The following is a 20,658-nucleotide window of genomic DNA, read 5'->3' on the forward strand; positions in this document are numbered from 1 at the left end:
TAAATATTCCCGATGCTTGGTAAATTTTCTGATAAAAATGGCACGAGATGGTTTCCTTCATCGAATGGAGAACTGATTCTGTTTCATTTAGTCTTACTGCCAAAAAAATTCTTCCAGAATTCCATTGGTAGCTTGCCTGCTGCCAAAAAACCAAAACAACAATTCTATGTTCCCTGAAAGGGAAAGCAAGCATTATTCGGGCCCGGAAATTCTTTGTTTTTCCGACGGCAAAAATGGCAAAATGAAATAGCGAGAGCTGTGAGTAGAAATCAATCGATAAACCTATAATAAATATGGAGGAATAAAAATGAGAGATGACAAACCTGAAGTTTTTGATAAGGCAGAAGTTCAGTACAATCTGATGATGGGGGTATTGGGCCAAATAAATAGGGAGAACCCCCACTCGTTAATTCCGCTTAGGCTACTTGTCTACGTAAAGGACTATGAAGAACGGCTGAGTTACTGCACCAGCATGGATTTGAGCGATGCGCTGAAGAGGTATTGGAAGGACTTCGATGTGCCAAAAGAGTATAGGTCGCGGCTGGAGGATATCGCTACGATTACCCCGGCTAAGGCAGATCGACTGATGACAAAAATCGAAAAGAACCGGAGAAAATCTGGTTTAGTTTAGGAGGGATGTAAAATGACAAAAGACAAAAGAATAACATACGAAGACTACCAGAAGGGAAGGTTTGTTGGAGAAGGAGTAGGAGCGCCTGAATTTAAGCTGAACATTGCCAAACCAGACCCAATTCAAAATAATTTTCTTCATTGAAGGCAAACTTAAGGCAGCCAAGCTTTTGCTCCAAAAAGAAGGGGTAAAATCGCAGTTTGATATCCCTATTGCCCCAAACAGAATCTCAACCTGCAATGGGATATTCCTAAGGCTAAATGAGGGTGACAAATACGAATGGCTAAAAGTAAACCTGCGGGATAATTCGCCATATTACCTTGTAAAAAGCAAAGAAGGCTTTGCGGTTACAAATGAAGCAGGCGATAAGCTCACGGATTCAGTTGGGCTTTTTAATCCCTACGGGGGCAGCAGGATTTTTACACCGCAGCTTTCAGGGGTTTATGCCGTCTCACTTTTTGGCTGCGAGCTGATTAACCTTGGCACGGATTGCAAGTTCTGCGCATCTCCTGCGTACCAGGGAATGAAGTATTCGCGAACGGAATTTGGTGATGAACTGCGGAGAATCAATGCTGTAAGGCAAATAGATTCTGTTACTGTAAATGCAGGTAGCATTGTAACAAAAAAGGACAGGGGCTATGCCATGATGGCGCCTTATATCCAAATTTTAAAGCAGGAAAGAGTCAAGTCTGTTAATTTGGAACTTATGCCGCCGACATTTCAGGGAAGGGATCTTGATTCTTTTCTGGAAAATGCAAGGGAAGATGGCGTAACCTCCCTTCAATTCAATATTGAGGTATGGGACAAGGATAAGAGATTGCAGATAATGCCATACAAGGGCAAAATCCCAACAGAAGATTATTTAGCCACCATAAACCGAACGGCAGTAATTTTTGGACCAGGAAAAGCGTCTTCTGGGCTAATAGCGTGCCTAAATGATATAGATGAGCTTAGGATTGGGGCCAATGCTATTATTGACGCAGATGGCATACCTACAATTGACATGTTCAGATCGCTATCCGGGACCAAGCTTGCAAACCTAAACCCGACTGTGAACTATAAACCATTATTGGTGCTGGAAAAGGAAATAAATCAGCGCCTGATAGACAGATATGGCACTAATTTTTCCAAGACATTGGAAGGCTGCCTAAAATGCGGAGGATGCAATACATATGGGGAAAACCTTCCAACAGGATTTTAGGAACAATACTTTGCCAGATCTTGATTTTATTTTTTTCTTTTTTCCACAAATTATATAAATTCGCTTAGGGTCGTGATACACAATGAAACTCGAGAATGCGCGCGGGACAAGGGATTACCTCCCGGAGGAGAAGATTGCAAGGGACAGGATAGTTGACACGCTGAGGAATGTTTTTGAGACATTTGGCTATTCCCCTCTGGAAACGCCGGCGCTGGAAAGGTTTGATGTGCTGTCATCAAAATACGCAGGCGGCTCAGAAATCCTGAAGGAGACTTTCAAGCTCATAGACCAGGGAAAAAGGGAACTGGGCATGAGGTATGACCTTACCGTGCCTCTATCGAGAGTGGTTGGCCAGAATCCAAACCTGAAATTCCCGTTTAAACGGTACCAAATTGAAAAAGTGTGGAGGGACGGCCCTGTCGGGCCGGGAAGATACCGTGAATTCCTCCAGGCGGATGTCGATATCATCGGCGTCAAAAATGTCGCAGCAGAGGCAGAGCTGATAGAAATTGCCCTGGTGGCATTTGAAAGGCTCGGGCTGGACATTGTTGTCAAATTCAACAACAGGAAAATACTCAATGCAATACTGGATTTTGCAGGCGTGCCTCAGGAAAAGCATGATGCAACCATCCTGACAATAGACAAGCTTGACAAAATCGGCAAGGATGAGCTGAAAAAGGAGCTCGAACAGGCTGTAAGGCTTGACGAGGGGCAAGTAAAGAAATTGCTGGAGCTCATAATCCAGCCAGGCAAGAATGAGCAGAAGGTTGTTGCGCTTAGGCTGAAGCTAAAGGGGGCCGAGGCTGAAGAGGCAATAAAGGAAATCGAGGATTTGCTTGCAATTGCGGACTTTGAGAATGTGATTTTTGATGTCTCTCTGGCGAGGGGCCTTTCATATTACACCGGGACTGTCTTTGAGGCTGTGCTGAATGACAATAAAATAAAAAGCTCAGTTGCAGGCGGAGGAAGGTATGACAGGATGATAGGGGCCCTGCTCGGCCAGGCCAGGGAATATCCTGCAGTTGGAATCAGTTTCGGCGTTGACAGGATTTTTGCCGCGCTTGACAAAGGAGAAAAGGACAAGACTGTCACAAAAATATTTGTCATTCCAATCAAGACTTACAAGGAATCACTTGAGATAACGAGAAAGCTGAGGGAAGCCGGAATCAAGGCAGACATGGACATGCAGGGCAAAGGGCCTTCGCGGAATCTAGACTATGCAAACTCCCTTGGCATCCCTTATGCCCTGTTTGTCGGCGGGCAGGAAATACAAGAGAAAAAATTCAAGCTAAAGGACATGAAGTCAGGAAAGGAGGAGCTTCTCGGAATAAATGAAGTTATCGATAGGCTAAAATCCTGAAGCAATCATCCTGCTTCGCAGTTTAGAGGAATAACATGGAACTCGCGGTTCTTTATGCCATCCTATTTTTCACTGGAGTTATTTCCAGTTTTGTGGGCACGATTGTTGGCGGTGGTGGGTTGATAAGCCTCCCTATTCTTATCCTGCTCGGCTTGCCGCCGAAGACTGCAGTTGCGACAAATTCATTTGGCTCTCTGGGATTGTCAGCGGGCGCTCTTACAAAATTCTGGTCTTCCGGCAAAATAAACTGGAAATATACCCTGCCTTTTTCAATTATCAGCATCATTGGCGCTTTTTTCGGCGTAAAGCTATTAATATCAGTGAATGAGGAATTATTGCCAAAAATAATCGGAATAATCATCTTGGCTGTAATCCCATTTCTCTACATGAAACCAGACCTGGGAATAAAAAAAAGGCAAACTGGCAAATTCATGAAAATTTTGGGTTATGCAACATACTTTATAATTGCAGTTTACGGCGCCTTTATCAGCGCCGGCGGGGCAATATTCCTTTTTTTCATTCTAATGTATTTTTTTGGCTTCTCATTTATCGAGGGGAATGCAACGGCGAGGATTCCAGCTTTGTTTTCAAAGTCACTGGCAATAATACTTTTTTTCATTGCAGGCTTGATTGATTTCAAGTTCGGGCCTGTTCTTTTTGCAGGCATGCTGGTTGGCGGGTACCTGGGTGCACACACAACACTCAGGCTGGGAGAATCCATTGCCAAGAAAATTTATATGCTGGCGGCACTTGCCCTGGGAATAAAGCTTCTGTTTTTCTGAAGACAGTCCATTCACCGATATATTTATATATATAATTTCTACAGTAACCCTAAATAAAAAGTTTGGTGGGTTATTTGGGAACAAAAAGAGGAAATTCCAAAGTTAATTACATTTTCTTATACACAATATTATTTGCAGGACTACTTTTTTTCCTGAATTCCTCTGAAAGGGCCAATGCCCAATGCACTGCCTGCAACGGTGTAGAAGTATGCGGTGGGTTTAACAGGTGTTGCACGGATATTTTCTCTGACAGCATCTGCCCTGAGGATTTTGGCGATTGGGCCGCAGCCAACTGCGCTTTTGGATGCCAGACTGAAGACATGGACTGCTGCACCGGGCTTGGAATGCAGTGGACAGCTGCAACGGGCTGGCCGGGCAAGAAACTAAGACAGCCATACACCATAGCACCGGTCTTGCCGGTAACAATCAACTATTGCTGTGGAAATGATGCCGGGGAAACTGTAATCTCCTGCCGAAATAATTCAGCATCTTTTCCAATTTGCGCAGATGCGCCATGCATGGATGCGGCTTGCAACTATCTTGCGACAAAGGGATGCTGCGGGGCCACTAATTGCTTTGATTCCAGGCCAGCACCACTGGGTGGAGAGACGTGTGTAGCTGATGGGGGAACCCGCAGTATCGATGGGATACTGGTCATATGCAATGCGGGCGTATGGGAAAAATCTATTGTTTCCTGTGCATCTGGCTCTGATTGCACAAGCGGCCAGGTTTGCATTGATACTGATAATAACGGGATAATCAACGCGGCCAATCAGGGAGAATGCGGCACCTGCGACGGCACGCATGGGGAAATCTGCGGGACAATTGCGCACGGCGACCCGACTTTATCCGGAACAAATTCATGGCATGTATGCAATGGGGCTTCGCCGTACAAATGCTATGACCAAACTGTTAATTTTGCAGCGGTGCCAGCTGATTTGCCATGCTATTCATTTCCAAGCCCATCCGACATGAGCGAGACTTCTTCATCAGCAGGAGGCAGGATGCCTGTAAGTGCAGACCAAACCAGAAATTATGTGCGGTGTGCAGGCGGAAGCGTTTGCAGGGGAACAACTGCTTTGCCGTGGATTGGCGCGGGAAATGCAATTGGCGGAGGCGCATGCGCGAGCATTGACGCTTCAGGCTCATCTGTCGCATTAACTGACCTTAGCGACGCTTCCCCGAATACACTCGCAATTACACATATCCTCCGCATAAGCACAACAGCGTCCCACCTGAATACCCCTAACACTCCCAACTGGAAATTCCTTTTTAGCTGCCTAATAAATCCAGGAATTCCTTATGGCGCCATAACAAGAAGGGCATGCGACCAGGCTGGCAACAACCCACTTGACAATTCGCAATACATGTGGGGCATAGAAGGCTTGGTCGGGCCAGGCATCAGCACACATGCTGATTACTTATTTGAGCCAAGGTGCAATCAAAGCTATATCGGCGCCAGGGCAGTTAGCGGAATTAACACTTATACTACCTGGGGCACTTCAGGAGGCTGGATTACATCAGTAACAGGCAATCCTCCGGGAGGAAATTTCAATGTTGTCTCCTGTGAAACAGACCAGGATGCAAGGGCGGTAGCGAATTTCAACACAAGCAACAACTGCAATGGCGCGCTTGGCCAGGCATGCGACAACTCATATTGCTCAGCCACGCAACACAGCATAGCCTGCCCGACAGACCTTGACAACACCAACCAATGCAGGGCATCTGACAACATTGGATGCTGCGCCAAGGCTGGCAGCTTCTGGCTTAAGGAAGGCGAAGACGGGGCAGTTGGATTTGGCAGCTATGGCGATGGCGCTGGAAACATCATGTATTATCCAAACCCAGACACCGGCACCATAAATGGTGTTGAAGTGGCTGAATGCTGCGGCGATGATGCAAATGAAAATTCCGGGCACACAGAAGCTTATGATAATCCCATGGCATTTGCAGGGGACCTTTGCTGCTCAAGCCCCAACCAATGCCTTGCGCTGGGCAAATGCAATGACAGGTCATCCAATAATGGGCATGAAGCATGCAATTACCTGGGAGATTGCACAGGCGTGAATACCGCAGGAGGGTCATCATGCTTTGACAGCGTTGACAATGACTGCGATGACACCACAGATTTCTGCGATGGGACAAAGATTGTCTGCACAATTAATGGCGGCTTCCCTGGTGACAGGAGGGATGATGACTGCGTGGCCACAATCACCGGGGCAGTCACAGACAGCACATCGGGCCTTCCAATCAATGGGGCAAATGTCAAGGCCATCCAAAGGGGCTCACTCATCTACAGCGGAAATACCTATTCATCACTGGAATGGACTGCGCAGACCAATGCAGCAGGGCAATACACCCTGCGCGTCAATGCAGGGCTGAGCTATGACATAATTGCCAGCGCTGTTGATTATGATTTCATGCAGACATTAAATGTGCCGGCAGGCTTCAGGGAGCCAATAACGCGAAACTTTGTGCTTGATCCGGCAATGACGAGCGAATGCAAGGATGACTGCACGACAATCGGCAGCCCGCTGTGCAATCCAGCGTGCGACAACAGGAATGGGTGCCTGTTCCATGACGCGATTACCAGAAACCTTTGCGACGGCAAGCAGCCAGGGTTTAGGGCTTCCTATTCCCTATCAGAGGATGTCATTTGCTGCGAAGGCGCACCATTTGAAAAGGAATCCATAAGAAAAGTGGAAAACAAGCTGAGCACGAACAAAAAGAATCTTGTAAGGATAACCAAGCCGCTGGTGCTGGACGGCCAGCAGGTCAACATGGTAATTGACATCTTCTCCTGATGACAAGGGGATTGCGAGCTGATTTTGAATTTCCTGCCCGGAGGGCAAGAGCAACCATGGCATTAAAGCACAAGGGATATTTCTACAGCATGGACGCATTCATTGCAATGATAATTGTCGCAGTGGGCGTATTTGTTGTGATGCAGGCGCAGTCAAAGGAGCTTCCGAGGACCAGCGTTTTCCTTCTTGCAGATGACTTGAGCAATTACCTGACTCATACCAAGATTTACGACCTGAATGAGGATTATTACCCAGACAGCATCAAGGCATGGAAGCAAAACCAGACAATAGCCCACATAGACAACACCCTTTTGGAACAGGCAGGGGAGTTTTATGCAAAAGGCAAGCCTGAGCTGGCAAATACATTCCTCAGCAATGTCACAATTGCAACAGCGCAGAGCCAATACAATTTTGAGATTCGGATCGACGATGTTGTAATGTTCAGCTCTTACACCTCAACGCAGGACAATGCAAAAAGCCTGATATCGAGCAAGTCAATCATTTCCGGGGTTATAGACAACAGCAATTTTTGGGGGCCGTACAAGGCTGAAATAAGGGTGTGGCAATGAGCAGCAAAAAGGCCAATAAAGCATTTATCGGGAACAAAGGCATAGGGGGAAAAAGCATCGGGAAAAAAGGGGTTTTTTTCACCTTGACCGCCATACTTATTGTGGGAATAATATTTGCATGGTACTCGAAGACAGAAATTGTGACAGGCGCTGACAAGATAAGCCTGACCCGGCTAAGGGTTGAAAAAACTGATGACATTGTGAGGGACATAAACACAAACTACATGCAAAGAATTAGCAGGGTGGCAAGCTATAATGCACTGAGCGCCATTGCGAATTATGAAATCCAGCAGGAAAAATTCATGACACAGGGCGAGTTTGAATGCGCGCTTAAAACTGTGCCGCTTTATGGAGCCCTGCTGAACGGCACATGGCTTGAACCGTTTGGCGCTGGAAAAGACCTTTATTTTGAAACCAGCCCTGATTTGGCCAGCAACTCCAATACAGGCGGCAATTTCAGGGAGTATTTTGGGGCAGGGGCAGGAGTTGTTTCGACTCTTGCACAGGGATTCCAGCCAACCAGTACCGATTCCCTGCACAATGCAACATTTCGATTTTGCACAGTCTTGCCAGGAAATAAAAAAGTGGTTATCCAAATCAGGGACCAGGAATGCGGAAGGCCTGGCCCGCGCATCCTTGCGGAAGACAGCGTGAATTTTACCACCGTCTGCACACCTGGAAACAGCTTCGATACAAGGACAGTAAAATTTTCAAATAAGCCCGGGCTCATAGCCGGCAGGCAATATTACTTTGTCATGAACTCGTCCAATGGCGTTGTCGGCATCAAGAAAAGCCCAAACCCTTATTTTGAAGGCGACCTTAATGTAACCTACAATACGCCAATCTCATATCCGATTGACGACAAGCTTTCATCGCCTGTCATGAAAAAATCCGGCATTGTTGGCAAAATGGATGAGCTTGTTGGCCTGCTTGATGAGGTTTACCATGTTAACATGTCCTATGATGTCCTGAAGTTTAACCTGTCGCAGAACAATGAGTCCGGCCCCTGGTTTGCAATCCTGGAATTCCACATCAACTACACGATAAATTCATCAACTGCCTATTGGCAGGCAAACAGGTCAGCGTCAACAAAAGTCAGCCTGCTTGGGCTGCCTGACCCATACATCACCATCATGACAAGGCTGGATGGCCTGGATTACCAAAACACCATAACCTATGAGTTTGCCAATGGCAGTGCAGTTGACACCACTTACGCCAATGTCTGGCAATTTTTCAATGTGACAGAATTCCTGAAATACCACCCTTACAACCACGAAACAAGGGCCCCGAGCTATTTCATGAGGTTTTTCAATGACATGACAAGCTCCCTATGCTGCGGAATTGAGTCGCCAATCTGGTTCCAGAACTACATAACCAACATAACTTTTTTTGACTACTGCTTCTGGTCAGGCATTTGCCCGTCAAGCATACCCTTTGGCGAGGTCAGCCTTTATACAGTCAATGGCATAACGAACTCATCTTACATTTTCCTCATTGAGCCATACCATGCTGTAAAGTATAATCTGACCGGATATCTCAGTTTCTATACAGATGAGTCAACAGGGGACCGCATAATCACCTGAGGAGGCTAAACATGGATTTGCTCCAATCCTCCACAGGCTCTGCCCAGAATCTCGCCTTCGGCTCGAGTTTTGGCATCTGTTCGTCTTCAACTCCAGGAAAAATTGCATTTTTCTCTCTGGAACCGCGAAAAATGCTTTATGTAAAGATTGACAAGCCTCACAAAATTGATGCCAAAACCAAGTCTCTGGGCAGAGCCTCCTCCGCAGTAACTTTTATATATGACTGCAGCATATGGAAGGCCAGGAACAGGTTGAATCATATTCAGTGGAGACATATACTGTCAGGGAAAGTTTAGAGCGAAACTATTGTCCGAAACTGAACAAAAAAGAGGTAACCACAGTAACATGGCTGTTCAGCCCGAAACGGTTAAGACAGATGTAGATGCATTGCTTGAGCTTATCCGCCGCAGGAAAGAGATTAGCTTTGAGGAAGCATCCAAGACCTTAGTCCTTCCGCCGCCAACCATAGAGGCATGGGCGACTTTTCTTGAGGAGGAAGGGCTGGTCACAATCAAGTACAAGTTTACCACTCCATTCTTCGTTTACAAGGCTGTGACTGACAAGGACCTTGCAACAGTCACCCCTTATGCAATTGTGGATGATGCCATGAATGTGCACCGCGAATTGTCATTGTACATCAAGGGCAAGGATTTTGCCAGGGCAAGGCAGAAGGCAGGGGAAGTCAGGGACAAGCTCGGATCGCTTCCAGCTTCATTTATGTCAGAGCACAATGACCTGATTAATGGCATTGGCGACACTGAAAAGAAAATGAACGATCTTTTGTTCGAATTCTTCATGAATAAAAATACCAGCGTGGAAAAGGGCAGTGAAATGGAGTACCTGCTTTCAGAGTTCAGCAGGAAGCTCGATGTCCTGAAAAAGCTCGCTGGCCTCGCAACAGAGAGCATGGACCGCAAAAAGGGGACAGAATATGATGAAATGGGGATTGAGCGGCTCAGCGAAAAAAAGGACACCAAGAGGATGATTCTGGGGCTGACTGGCCTGATGTCGAAATATGACGCTGCATGGAAAAATAATGACGTGGGCGCGGCACAGCAGCTTTACATGGACATAAACAGGCATCTGCGTGAGCTGAGGGATGAGGTACAAAAAGAGGCCGGGATTGAGCCTGCTGTGCAGAAGAAATTTGACAGGGGAATCTCATCGGCCGACCAGCTTATTGAAGCCGCGGCAGCTGCCCTGAAGGCAGGGGACACCAAAAAAGTCACTGACAGCCTCATGCGGACTGGCCATGTCCTGCACGAAATCCTTTTTGTCATGCGCACCATCTATGATGAGAAGCAGCTGATTGAGAAAAAGGAGATTTTGCGCAGCGAGGTCGAAAACATTGAGCCGCTGCTGGCCCGCGTTTACTCATACATCAAGGAAGGGAAGCTTGACAGCGCAAAGGACCTGTACAGGGACCTTGAGGAAAAATATGTCATGCTGCCAACTGAGTTCATTGAGAAGAAAAATACCCTGAAAAAAGACCTGATCAAGCTGAACCGGGACCTTGCACTGAGCATAGCTGAAAAATCCAGGATTGAGATGGATGCCAAATCCAGGGTGATAAAAAAGCTGATGAACCAGGCATTGTCGGCATTAACGAGGAATGACATAACGCCAGCAGGCGAAGCATATGACAAGATTGAGCAGGTCTTCAGGGACCTGCCTGACGGGTTTGTGGATGAGCGGACAACGCTCCAGCACACTATCCTTGAACTGCAGAGAAAGCTCATAAACAGGAAGATGGCATTGTACAGCGGCGACCTCAGGCTCAAGACTGAAAGGATAAATGCCTACCTTTCCCATATCTCAAAGCTGATTGAGCAGAAAAAGCCTGATGAGGCCATAGAGGCGTATGAAAAGGTGAGGGAGCTTTTCGGCATGCTTCCCGACGGCTATCTCGAGGAAAAAACAGCGCTGCAAAACAGGATTCTTGCCCTGCACAAGGAAGTCCTTGTCCTGAAAATGACCCTGCAGGTTGATGCGATGAGGGAAAAAAGCGGCCAGATAAACGAGCTGCTGAAAAAGGCCAACCAGCTGGTAAGGCAGAATGACATCAAGGGCGCTAACCAGCTTTTTGACCAGATTGAGGACATCTACATCACATTGCCGGACGGATTCCTTGTAATGAAAACCCAGCTCCAGAACAAGATACTTGCGATTTCAGATGAAATATCGCGCAGGCTGGACAGGATTGCAGCAGCGGAATTCCAGACAAAGCAGGAGCAGCTCAAGGAAAAAGTGAAAAAAGTCAATGCGTATGTGAAGTCCAAGAACCATGACCTTGCCTTTGCGGAATACGAGGAGATTATCAACCTGTACAACCAGTTCCCAACAGGATTTATTGAGCAGCGCACCAAAGTCAGGGCCGAGCTGCTGAACCTTTACAGGATAATAATAGGGAGCACGGACGCGTTCCTGATCAATACACTTGATGACCCGACAAAGAAAAAATACGAGGAAATCCTGAAGCTCCTTGTAAGGATGCACGAGCACATCGACCACAGGGAGTTTGACATGCTTCAAACGCTCTATGACAGGATTGCCGTGCTGTACCAGGACCTTCCTGTTGGCTTTGTGCAGAAAAAAAGCAAGATAGTCTCTGACATAAACATCATGTTCACAAAAATCAGGATGTTCCAGCTTTGCCAGGGCATGCAGGACATGGTCCGTGACAGGGATTTTGCCGGGCTCAGGGACAGGCTCAATGAGATTTACAGCTTATATAACCAGTCGGTAGACCAGAGCTATGAGGATATCGAGCTTTTCAATTTTATCTACAACAAGTATTTCACATACCACAAGATTTTGCTGGAGGAGCAGAGGATTAGGGGCGGCATACTCATGCCCAGGATTCCCGATGAGCTGTTAAGAAGAATGCCGACAGGGGAAGGGGGGCAGATCAGCCAGCTGAGGCAACGGCTCGACAAGGCAGAAGCACATGTTTCAGACCTGAATTTTGATTTTGTCAAGCCATTGAAGGATATTTCACGCATACAATTCAAATGATTTGCGCGTTTTGCGCAAGCACTTTGATTAACTCGGGACCAGGGCGGACGACTCGCCGCAAGATGGGCATAGAGCCGGATTAAAATGGAAAAGGATGAAAGCCTAACAACACTCGATTCATACAAGCTGAATGTCTTTGATACTATTGTGGACATCACAGTATCCCGCAGTTTTTCCGGGTTTTCCTTCTACAACATCACAATCCAAAACATCACGCCGACGACAAATGTGATACTGCAGAAAATCAGGGATGAATTCGTCACAAAGGTAAACCTGGCGGATGTCCAAATCACGGATGAGTCGGGATTTGACGCAATGCGCGGCCAGTTCAAGAAGGAGATCCTGGTCCTGATCAGGAAATACTTTCCAAATGCCAACAGGAAAACAATGGACCTCCTGATGAACCAGATAATCAGGCAGAACATCGGGCTCGGGGACATTGAGATCCTGCTCAAGGATGCCAACCTTGAGGAGATTGCAATCAACACAAGCAAAGAGCCGCTATGGGTTTACCACAAAAAATACGGGTGGCTGAAGACCAACATCCTCATCCCGGAGGAAAACCGAATCAGGCACTATGCAACAATGATTGGAAGGGATGTCGGCAAGGAAATTACCCTGCTTAAGCCCCTCCTGGACGCCCATCTCCTGACTGGCGACAGGGTCAATGCAACACTATACCCTATTTCCACAAAAGGCAACACAATCACCATCAGGAAATTCGCGGAAAAGCCCTGGACAATCACTGACTTCATCAAGTCAAAAACAATTGACTATGAGACCTCTGCGATGATATGGCTGGCTGTGCAGAATGAGCTGTCGCTTTTGATATCCGGGGGCACAGGCTCAGGAAAAACAAGCATGCTGAATGTCTGCAGCGCATTCATCCCCATAAACCAGAGAATCATCTCAATAGAGGACACCCGCGAAATAACCCTGCCAAGCGACCTGCACTGGGTGCCACTGGAAACAAGGCTTCCGAATCCTGAAGGCAAGGGGGAAATCACAATGCTCGACCTTGTTGTCAACAGCCTCAGGATGAGGCCAGACAGGATAATCATGGGCGAAATCAGGAGAAAAAGGGAAGCTGAAGTTCTTTTCGAGGCCATGCACACGGGCCATTCAGTATATGGCACGCTCCACGCAAACAATGTCGAGGAAACTATCCAGAGGCTGACGAACCCGCCGATTGACGTGCCTAAGATGGTCCTGCCTGCCTTGCACATGATTGTCGTGCAGAACAGGAACAGGCGGACCGGGTTCAGGAGGACGCTGCAGCTTGCTGAAATCACAAAAAATGGAGATGCCAGCATCATCAAGCAGCTGGACATGGCAAAGGACCAGCTTGTGGACGTGAACGAGCCGCAGGCAATCATGGACACCATCAAGCTTTACACAGGCATGACAAAGGAGCAGATTGTCGAGGACCTCAGGGAAAAGATGAGCATTCTTAAGTGGATTGTTGAGAAGAATATCAACAATGTGGACAGGGTTGGTGACATTTTCAGGAAGTATTACGCGCGCAGGTCTGTCCAGGGTGATTCTAAATGATCCAGTATTTTGCCGCGCAAATGTTTCCCCATCTTAAAAAAGATTTAAGGGTTGCGCACATAAAGGAAGACCCGAGGGCGTTCATAAAAAAAATGGCCTTGGGATCAACCTACCTCTCCCTGGCACTCTTTGCCATAGTTTTTTTTGCGTTCGGCCGGACAACCCTCCCAAAATACCTGCTGATTGCAATTTTTCCATTCCTGTATTTTGTCTCTTTTTTTTTCATGATGCAGTACCCTCAGGTCGTGAAGAGGAGGAGGCAGAAGGAAATTGACAGGGAAGTGCTTTTTGCAGGTCGCTACCTTCTTGTCAAGATTGAAAGCGGCGTGCCGCTCTTCAATGCCCTGATTGACGGCTCAAAAAGCTACGGGGTCATGGCAAAATACTTCAGGGAAATTGTTGAGGATATCAGGACAGGCGTCCCCATAGAGATAGCCCTGGAAAACAGCAGGGAGTTCAGCTCTTCCAGGCAGTTCAGGAAGATTTTGTCAGAGCTTGTGACCTCGCTCAAGACAGGTGTGGATGTCGGGCAGAGCCTGAAAAGCATCCTGAAGAGCATTTCCAATGAACAGATGATTGAAATCAAGGATTATTCAAAAAAGCTCAACGGCTACATAATGATTTACATGATACTTGCTGTTGTGCTTCCCTCTCTCGGGATGACAATGCTGGTTGTGGTCGCGTCGTTCCTCGCTCTGGAACTTTCCCTGACATTTATTCTGATTGCGGCCGGCATTCTCATCTTTGTACAATTTATTTTCCTGACTTTGTTCAGGTCAATCAGGCCAAATGTGAACATTTAGGCGGATATCAAATCCACTGCAATGGGCAGAAGCATGGTTAGCCATGAAACAAAAAAATGAAAGTGATTAAGAGATGAAAGTGATAAAGAAAATGACAATGATTGAGAAGCGCGTAACTGACGGGCAAGGGATTGCATATGAAATTTGTGCTGCTTGAGGAATTCGGAAAGGCATTTGTGCCGAGGAAGGTGAGGCCCAAGCTAAGGTCTTACCTTCTCAAGGCAGGCGTGGAGGAAACGCCATACAAGCTTTTTGGCGGATTGTTTTACCTTAGCCTTGCAATCACTGCCATAATCTACATTGTCTATGTCCTGCCTTACCTTAACAAGACATTCGGCTCAACCGCAGTCCTAATCTGGACCTTTATTGCCTGGATAACAATACAATTGGCCATTATCGGCGTGATTATGCTTGGCATTTACTCATACCTTGACATGGTCATATTCAACCGCACCAAGAAAATCGAGGAAATCCTGCCCGAGTTCCTGAAATACATAAGCGAAAACCTGAGAGGCGGAATGTCATTCGACCGCGCCCTGTTTTCATCAATAAGGCCCGAGTACGGCATTCTCAGCAATGAAGTCAGCCTAGTTGCCAAGAGGGTAATGTCCGGCGAGGATGTTGAAGACGCGCTTGAGGATTTCATGGACAAGTATGACTCCCCGATGCTGAAAAGGAGCTTCGGCCTTGTGATTGAAGGCATGAAAGGCGGGGCGCCGCTGGCCGATCTCATGGACAGGATACAGGCAGACCTTGTTGAGACCATGGAATTGAAAAGCGAGATGGCCGCAACCAACTCAACTTATGTGATCTTCCTTACATCAATCGTGCTTTTCATTGCGCCCGGCCTCTTCGGGCTGTCATTCAACCTTCTTCTCGTATTCCAGAAAATAGCAGGCACATTGAGCGCTTCAACCGCAGGGTCGCAGTCCAGCCTGCCAATTCGAATCAGCAGCATCCAGGTTGACCCTGAAGGGTTCAAGACATTTTCAATGATAGCGCTGGGGATAATCGCTGTTTTCACGTCAATGATTATCTCAATAATCAGGAAAGGGAATGTGAAGCAGGGAATCAAGTACATCCCTGTATTCGCGGTTGTCAGCATCTCCATGTACATAATCTTCAGACTTATTTTCTTGGCTGTCTTTGGCGGCCTTGTCGGGGTGACTTAAAATAAATCCATCATGGATTGGATGGGCATTGGAGTTGCCTTCACAAAATTCCCCACTCTTTCTTCAGCCTCTGGAACCTTTTTTCCTGGATGGACTGCCTGATATCCCTCATCAAAGCCATGAAAAAATGCACATTGTGGTAGCTCGCAAGGCTGTATGCCAAAAGCTCGTCTGAATTGAACAGGTGGCAGACATAAGCCCTTGAATGATTCATGCAAACCCTGCACTGGCAATTTGGGTCAAGGGGCCCGGGATCAGCTGCAAATTTTCCAGCAGTAATCTTGAACTTGAACTTGTTTTGAACATTGCCTAGAGGGGGGCGTGCATAAATATAGCCTGCCCGTGCCTGCCGTGTTGGGCCGACACAGTCAAAAAGGTCAATGCCCCTTTCAACTGCCTCAAAAATATCCTCGACAACACCTATGCCAAGAAGATGCCTGGGCTTGCTTTCAGGAAGCAATGGGACAGTCCATTCAAGGATTTTGTGCATGTCATTCTTTGACTTTCCAAGCGAGCCTCCTATTGCAAGGCTGTCAAAGCCAAGGGATGCAATGTATTTTGCGCTTTTTTTCCTAAGGTCTTTCCAGTGGCCGCCCTGCACAATCCCTGCGATTGCCTGGCCTGTCACATGGGCATCCAGCGACTCTTTTGCCCATCTGTGGGTCCTGGCAAGGCTTTTTGCCGTGTATTCCCTGCCCGACATGGGGGAGGTGCATTCATCCAATGCCAAAATCATGTCAGCCCCAAGCTGCTCCTGGATTCTAATCGATGATGCCGGAGTCAAAAAATGCCTTGAGTTGTCATAAACAGACCTGAAGCTGATTCCCTTGTCAGAAATATAGGTTGTTGACTTGCCCGGCTTTCTTGAGCCTTTATTGTCCTCAGGAAAATACAGGGACATCTTGCCAGTTGCATGCTCGATCCCCAGGCCAAGGGAGAATGCCTGGAAGCCGCCGCTGTCGGTGAGCAGGGGCCTGCCCCAGTTCATAAACTTATGAAGCCCTCCCATTTTTTCAACTATTGCCGGGCCGGGCTTGAGCATCAGGTGGTAGGTATTGCAGATGAGAGCCTGCGCTCCCAATCCCTTCAGGTCATCGGAAGAAAGCGCCTTCACAGTCGCCTTGGTTGCCACAGGAATCAGCTCCGGCGTCCTGATTGTCCCGTGCTTAAGCTTCAACAGCCCTGTACGGGCAGAGGATTTCGCATCCCCTGATTTTAGGCTAAACTTTAAATACCCCATGGCCCGGAATAAAAGCAGGATAAATAAAAAGGTTGGGGATTAAATTAAAATTGTGCTTTTGAGGGTGTGCTTTTGAGGGGACTGGATATGCAGAATGAACTCTTATTCGCAGCTGAAATCATTGCCAGCTTCCTGCTTATAATACTTGCCTACAAGCTCTTTGGCAAGATTGGGCTTTATGTCTGGACCGCAATGGCAGTGCTGCTCGCAAACCTGCAGGTCTACAAGACAATAGAGATTTTCGGAATGGTGACCGCTTTAGGCAATGTCATCTATTCTTCCACATTCCTGGTCACTGATATCCTTGAGGAGAAGCATAAGGTTAGGGATGCCCAAAAAGCTGTTTGGATTGGCTTTTTTGTGCTAATAACAACCACCCTTCTCATGCAGCTTGCACTGATGTTCATTGCCCATGAGTCCGACCAGACGGGCAGCCACCTTCAGGCGCTTTTCCAGCTGTTCCCCAGGATTGCATTTGCCAGCCTGACCGCATACTTCATTTCGCAGTTCCATGATGTCTGGGTTTTCAATACCATGCGAAACTTGACCAACGGCAAGTATCTCTGGCTGCGAAACAATGTCTCAACTATCCTGAGCCAGCTGATAGACAATACCACATTCACATTAATCGCATTCTGGGGCGTGCTCGAATGGCAGATTATTTGGGAAATTTGGCTGACATCAATAATACTAAAAATAATTATTTCTATATCAGACACCCCCTTCCTGTACTGGGCGAAAAGAATGAAGAAAGTGGGAATCCTGTCGTAGGCAATAATAAATGATTAAAAATCAAACAGCCACTCTTTAACTGATTTGTGAAGGTTTATAAACCTCAAGCCCTGTCTCCAAATTACACCATCAGTTTATGATATATACATGTCACTGAACAAATTAGGGGGGTCTTAGCATGAAAATGATAAGAGAATTCATGGAATTTCTGAATGAGTATAAGGTGATTGGCGTTGCCGTAGCCTTCATAATGGCAGCAGCCGTGACAACACTGGTCCAGAGCCTGGTGAACAGCATCATCATGCCAATTGTGACGCCTTTCATACCTGGCGGGGCATGGCAGACTGCAACTTTTGCCATGGGCCCGGTAATCCTGAGCTGGGGCGCATTCCTGGCCGCACTGCTCAACTTTGTGATAATCGCATTGGTTGTGTTTATCATAGCAAAAAAAGTCCTTAAAGAGGAGAAAGTCACAAAGAAGTGATTTTCCTTTGGTTTTGTTTTTTATTTTTTTAATTCAATCCTTTTCAAATAAACTTTATATATATGCAAAATTTCCCAGGTGCATGGTGGAGAGGGCTTATTTTCTATGTGTGGCAATGGCGCTGATATTGATTGCAGCAGGCTGCACGCAGGAAGGGCAGAACAACGGGGCCGCGGGCCCCGGGACCTTTACAATAACGCAACAACCTGATGATTCAAAAACTGATGTTGGCGCAAAGAGCACAACGGATGAAAATGGGAGTGTGAAACCAATGGAAAGAGTCTCATTCTTGACTTCAGACAATGTAAAAATAATCGGAAATTACTGGCCAGGCCGTGAAGGCGCTGTCCTGCTTCTTCACATGATGCCTTCGACCAAGGAATCCTGGAATGGATTTGCAGCGTTATTGCAGAAACAGGGCTATTCTGTCCTGGCAATTGACTTAAGGGGGCACGGCGAAAGCACAAAGCAGAATGGCCAGGCAATTGACTATAAGAGATTCAATGATTACGACCACCAGCAGTCTATCCATGATGTTGAGGCAGCTGCTGAATTCCTGGTTGAAAAGAGTGGCGATGAAATCAGCATTGTCGGCGCATCAATAGGCGCCAATCTTGCCCTGCGGTACCAGTCCGTGCACCCTGAAATCAGGAAAGCGGCATTGCTTTCAGCAGGAGCCAACTACAGAGGCATAATTACGGGGGATGCTGCACGGGAGCTGGCTGATGCACAGCAGGTTTTCATGGCAGCAGGCTCAAAGGATGGCAACACGGTTGCTGATGCCAATGCCATTTCCAAGGCAATGAAAGGCCAGTCAATTGTCAAGAGCTATAACACTGAATTGCATGGGACCAGCCTGTTTGACAGGTTCCCGGAGCTCCAGCTTGAGATAATATCGTGGCTTAAGGATTAGAAAATCTTTTTATAGGGATTGGGGTTTCATCTTATCATGGAATATGACCTTGAAATGGGGAAAGCACTTGCTGAAATCAGGAAAGCAAAGCCTAAGATCCTCCTAATCCAGCTGCCTGACGGATTAAAGCCGGAGGCCAAGGCAATACAGGATGAAATTGAAAGGGAAACTGATTCAAAAGTCCTGATCTGGGGCGGTTCCTGCTTTGGGGCATGCGATGTGCCGGTGGAAGTTGAAAGGGTCGGCGTTGACATGATAATACAATGGGGGCATGCAGAATGGCGATGGTAATTTACCTTGGTGCGGACCATGGCGGATTTGAATTGAAAGAAAAAATCAAGAGGCTGCTGGCATCAATGAACCTGCATTTTGAGGATTTGGGCACGCATACGCCAGACAGTGTTGATTACCCGGAATATGGGGCCAAGGTTGCAAAGGCTGTTGCGAAAAAGAAGGATGCATGCGGAATAGCAGTCTGCGGAACAGGGATTGGGATCTGCATGGCCGCGAACAAGGTGCCTGGCGCAAGGGCTACTTTGGCTTATAACAATGAATCTGCAAAAATGTCAAAAGAGCACAATAATTCCAACATACTCTGCCTGGGCGGAAGGACCATGGAGCACGATGCAGCACTTGAGATGGTCAAAATCTGGCTAACAACGCCTTACAGCAACGAGGACAGGCATAACCGAAGGCTCAGGGAGATAGCTGAGCTGGAAAAATAAGATGGATTTTACAATTGTTTTCATTCTTGCCTTATTATTTTCTGTAGGTGTTGGTGTGCCCTCAGGCTGGATAATAGCCAGGTACACGCTCAAGGAAATTCAGGACGGGAAAAAATACCTGCGCGCACTAAAATTGGTTTTGGAGCTTTCATGCCTGGGATTTTTTGTTTATTATTATTTTAACAGGGATAATGAAGTACTGACAGTTGCCTTTTCGCTGCTTTTTGTGTTTTCTATTTCTGCAGGAAGCCTGGAGTATGAAAGAAGGCATGGCACGAAGGGGAAACCCTAAAGAGAAATTTTTTATACCCTTATTGCTTGACAATGACATGCTTGAACTGCTTCCCTATCTCGGCCTTGCGCTGCTGCTTGGATTTAAGCATAGCTATGACGCTGACCATTTGATTGCAGTCTCAACATTTTTGCGAAGGTCAAAATCATTTGCCACTTCGTCGAGGATTAGCCTGTTTTGGGCGATTGGCCACATGGTTACGGCAACAATAATCACTGCAGTGCTGTATTATTTCAGGGAATCTTATTTGGCATCATGGCTGGGTTATTTTGAAATGATGGTTGGTGTAATGCTGGTTGCATTAGGCTTGTGGAGCCTTAGGGATTTTTTTATGTTTCACAGGCATGAGCACGAGCATGGCAGCGGGAAGCATGTGCACTATCACCTGCACTTCAGGAAATCAGGACACAGGCACGACCACAGGCACATGCTTGGCATAGGTATTGTGCACGGCCTGGCAAGCAATGACGAGCTGCTCATTTTGCTGACTGCTGCGCTCGGAGTTTCAACATTTGGCATGATATTGCTGGGTATTGGGATTTTCAGCATTGGCGTTGTGCTCGGGATGCTTGTTTTTTCAGCTGTATTTTCGTATCCGCTTATTAAGGCGAAGAGCGACAGGATATTTAGATATTTTTCATTGGGAACAGGGGTGGTAAGCGTTATTTATGGATTTACAATGCTCCTGCAATTTCTTTGAGAGTAACCAAGATATCCGCAAATAGCCCCTTCAAACTCGGGCATTTTTCGGCATTTACGTGAGATTTCCTGGAATGCATCGGTAATGCACATTAATAAAAA

General features: G+C 46.9%; 20 protein-coding genes. 19 read left to right on the forward strand and 1 reads right to left on the reverse strand.

What is annotated here, in order from left to right; all coding sequences use genetic code 11:
- Positions 1–307 precede the first annotated feature (307 nt).
- The 12 genes from J4227_06045 (at position 308) to J4227_06100 (ending at position 15,471) form a co-directional block, all read left to right on the forward strand.
- Positions 308–631 (forward strand): hypothetical protein, encoded by a 324-nt coding sequence (locus J4227_06045; protein ID MBS3110062.1) that lies wholly within the window; start codon positions 308–310, stop codon positions 629–631.
- A 103-nt stretch (positions 632–734) separates the two neighbouring features.
- Positions 735–1,832, forward strand: coding sequence for a hypothetical protein (locus J4227_06050; GenBank protein MBS3110063.1), 1,098 nt, complete (start codon positions 735–737; stop codon positions 1,830–1,832).
- Between the two features lie 82 nt (positions 1,833–1,914).
- Positions 1,915–3,192, forward strand: a complete 1,278-nt coding sequence (gene hisS, locus J4227_06055) for a histidine--tRNA ligase (protein MBS3110064.1) — start codon at positions 1,915–1,917, stop codon at positions 3,190–3,192.
- 35 nt (positions 3,193–3,227) lie between these two features.
- Entirely contained in the window at positions 3,228–3,974 is a 747-nt protein-coding gene (locus J4227_06060; protein ID MBS3110065.1) for a sulfite exporter TauE/SafE family protein, read from the forward strand.
- A 74-nt stretch (positions 3,975–4,048) separates the two neighbouring features.
- Entirely contained in the window at positions 4,049–6,778 is a 2,730-nt protein-coding gene (locus J4227_06065) for a carboxypeptidase regulatory-like domain-containing protein (protein MBS3110066.1), read from the forward strand.
- 56 nt (positions 6,779–6,834) lie between these two features.
- A complete protein-coding gene (locus tag J4227_06070) occupies positions 6,835–7,347 on the forward strand; it encodes a hypothetical protein (protein MBS3110067.1) in 513 nt (170 codons plus the stop codon).
- Positions 7,344–8,930: a hypothetical protein gene (locus J4227_06075; protein MBS3110068.1), complete on the forward strand. Its 1,587-nt coding sequence runs from the start codon at positions 7,344–7,346 to the stop codon at positions 8,928–8,930. The genes J4227_06070 and J4227_06075 overlap by 4 nt, the downstream gene beginning before the upstream one ends.
- Before the next feature lie 11 nt (positions 8,931–8,941).
- Positions 8,942–9,226, forward strand: coding sequence for a hypothetical protein (locus J4227_06080; GenBank protein ID MBS3110069.1), 285 nt, complete (start codon positions 8,942–8,944; stop codon positions 9,224–9,226).
- Positions 9,227–9,275: 49 nt separating this feature from the next.
- Complete coding sequence (locus J4227_06085; GenBank protein MBS3110070.1) at positions 9,276–11,945, forward strand: hypothetical protein; 2,670 nt, start codon at positions 9,276–9,278, stop codon at positions 11,943–11,945.
- Between the two features lie 84 nt (positions 11,946–12,029).
- Positions 12,030–13,496: a CpaF family protein gene (locus J4227_06090; protein MBS3110071.1), complete on the forward strand. Its 1,467-nt coding sequence runs from the start codon at positions 12,030–12,032 to the stop codon at positions 13,494–13,496.
- On the forward strand, positions 13,493–14,299 hold the full coding sequence (locus tag J4227_06095; GenBank protein ID MBS3110072.1) for a type II secretion system F family protein: 807 nt from the start codon (positions 13,493–13,495) through the stop codon (positions 14,297–14,299). Before J4227_06090 ends, J4227_06095 begins: the two co-directional genes overlap by 4 nt.
- A 137-nt stretch (positions 14,300–14,436) precedes the next feature.
- Positions 14,437–15,471 (forward strand): type II secretion system F family protein, encoded by a 1,035-nt coding sequence (locus tag J4227_06100; GenBank protein ID MBS3110073.1) that lies wholly within the window; start codon positions 14,437–14,439, stop codon positions 15,469–15,471.
- Positions 15,472–15,511: 40 nt separating this feature from the next.
- Here the strand turns inward: J4227_06100 and tgt are convergent, their stop codons facing one another.
- Positions 15,512–16,711 carry a tRNA guanosine(34) transglycosylase Tgt gene (tgt, locus tag J4227_06105; protein ID MBS3110074.1) on the reverse strand — a complete coding sequence of 400 codons (1,200 nt, stop codon included), beginning with the start codon at positions 16,709–16,711 and terminating at the stop codon, positions 15,512–15,514.
- Positions 16,712–16,798: 87 nt separating this feature from the next.
- Here tgt and J4227_06110 point away from each other — a divergent pair, with 87 nt between their 5' ends.
- From J4227_06110 to J4227_06140, 7 genes are all read left to right on the forward strand, one after another.
- Positions 16,799–17,482 carry a queuosine precursor transporter gene (locus J4227_06110; protein ID MBS3110075.1) on the forward strand — a complete coding sequence of 228 codons (684 nt, stop codon included), beginning with the start codon at positions 16,799–16,801 and terminating at the stop codon, positions 17,480–17,482.
- 139 nt (positions 17,483–17,621) lie between these two features.
- Positions 17,622–17,927 carry an MscL family protein gene (locus tag J4227_06115; GenBank protein ID MBS3110076.1) on the forward strand — a complete coding sequence of 102 codons (306 nt, stop codon included), beginning with the start codon at positions 17,622–17,624 and terminating at the stop codon, positions 17,925–17,927.
- Between the two features lie 82 nt (positions 17,928–18,009).
- The gene (locus tag J4227_06120) at positions 18,010–18,840 is read left to right on the forward strand and encodes an alpha/beta fold hydrolase (GenBank protein ID MBS3110077.1); all 831 of its coding nucleotides are present in this window, start codon (positions 18,010–18,012) and stop codon (positions 18,838–18,840) included.
- Positions 18,841–18,876: 36 nt separating this feature from the next.
- The gene (locus J4227_06125; protein ID MBS3110078.1) at positions 18,877–19,131 is read left to right on the forward strand and encodes a diphthamide synthesis protein; all 255 of its coding nucleotides are present in this window, start codon (positions 18,877–18,879) and stop codon (positions 19,129–19,131) included.
- Complete coding sequence (rpiB, locus tag J4227_06130; GenBank protein MBS3110079.1) at positions 19,125–19,565, forward strand: ribose 5-phosphate isomerase B; 441 nt, start codon at positions 19,125–19,127, stop codon at positions 19,563–19,565. The genes J4227_06125 and rpiB overlap by 7 nt, the downstream gene beginning before the upstream one ends.
- A gap of 1 nt (position 19,566) precedes the next feature.
- Positions 19,567–19,857 (forward strand): hypothetical protein, encoded by a 291-nt coding sequence (locus J4227_06135; protein MBS3110080.1) that lies wholly within the window; start codon positions 19,567–19,569, stop codon positions 19,855–19,857.
- Positions 19,823–20,557, forward strand: a complete 735-nt coding sequence (locus tag J4227_06140; protein MBS3110081.1) for a hypothetical protein — start codon at positions 19,823–19,825, stop codon at positions 20,555–20,557. Before J4227_06135 ends, J4227_06140 begins: the two co-directional genes overlap by 35 nt.
- Positions 20,558–20,658 lie beyond the last annotated feature (101 nt).

The sequence above is a fragment of the Candidatus Woesearchaeota archaeon genome (assembly GCA_018303405.1).
In the GTDB taxonomy this organism is placed as follows: domain Archaea; phylum Nanobdellota; class Nanobdellia; order Woesearchaeales; family JABMPP01; genus JAGVYD01.

Coding starts and splice junctions, on each gene's coding strand:
- J4227_06110 (MBS3110075.1), top strand. CDS start 16,799: ATGCAGAATGAACTCTTATTCGCAGCTGAAATCATTGCCAGCTTCCTG.
- J4227_06115 (MBS3110076.1), top strand. CDS start 17,622: ATGAAAATGATAAGAGAATTCATGGAATTTCTGAATGAGTATAAGGTG.
- J4227_06070 (MBS3110067.1), top strand. CDS start 6,835: ATGGCATTAAAGCACAAGGGATATTTCTACAGCATGGACGCATTCATT.
- tgt (MBS3110074.1), bottom strand. CDS start 16,711: ATGGGGTATTTAAAGTTTAGCCTAAAATCAGGGGATGCGAAATCCTCT.
- J4227_06060 (MBS3110065.1), top strand. CDS start 3,228: ATGGAACTCGCGGTTCTTTATGCCATCCTATTTTTCACTGGAGTTATT.
- J4227_06095 (MBS3110072.1), top strand. CDS start 13,493: ATGATCCAGTATTTTGCCGCGCAAATGTTTCCCCATCTTAAAAAAGAT.
- J4227_06100 (MBS3110073.1), top strand. CDS start 14,437: ATGAAATTTGTGCTGCTTGAGGAATTCGGAAAGGCATTTGTGCCGAGG.
- J4227_06085 (MBS3110070.1), top strand. CDS start 9,276: ATGGCTGTTCAGCCCGAAACGGTTAAGACAGATGTAGATGCATTGCTT.
- J4227_06045 (MBS3110062.1), top strand. CDS start 308: ATGAGAGATGACAAACCTGAAGTTTTTGATAAGGCAGAAGTTCAGTAC.
- J4227_06125 (MBS3110078.1), top strand. CDS start 18,877: ATGGAATATGACCTTGAAATGGGGAAAGCACTTGCTGAAATCAGGAAA.
- J4227_06120 (MBS3110077.1), top strand. CDS start 18,010: ATGGTGGAGAGGGCTTATTTTCTATGTGTGGCAATGGCGCTGATATTG.
- J4227_06135 (MBS3110080.1), top strand. CDS start 19,567: ATGGATTTTACAATTGTTTTCATTCTTGCCTTATTATTTTCTGTAGGT.
- J4227_06090 (MBS3110071.1), top strand. CDS start 12,030: ATGGAAAAGGATGAAAGCCTAACAACACTCGATTCATACAAGCTGAAT.
- J4227_06080 (MBS3110069.1), top strand. CDS start 8,942: ATGGATTTGCTCCAATCCTCCACAGGCTCTGCCCAGAATCTCGCCTTC.
- hisS (MBS3110064.1), top strand. CDS start 1,915: ATGAAACTCGAGAATGCGCGCGGGACAAGGGATTACCTCCCGGAGGAG.
- J4227_06075 (MBS3110068.1), top strand. CDS start 7,344: ATGAGCAGCAAAAAGGCCAATAAAGCATTTATCGGGAACAAAGGCATA.
- rpiB (MBS3110079.1), top strand. CDS start 19,125: ATGGTAATTTACCTTGGTGCGGACCATGGCGGATTTGAATTGAAAGAA.
- J4227_06140 (MBS3110081.1), top strand. CDS start 19,823: ATGAAAGAAGGCATGGCACGAAGGGGAAACCCTAAAGAGAAATTTTTT.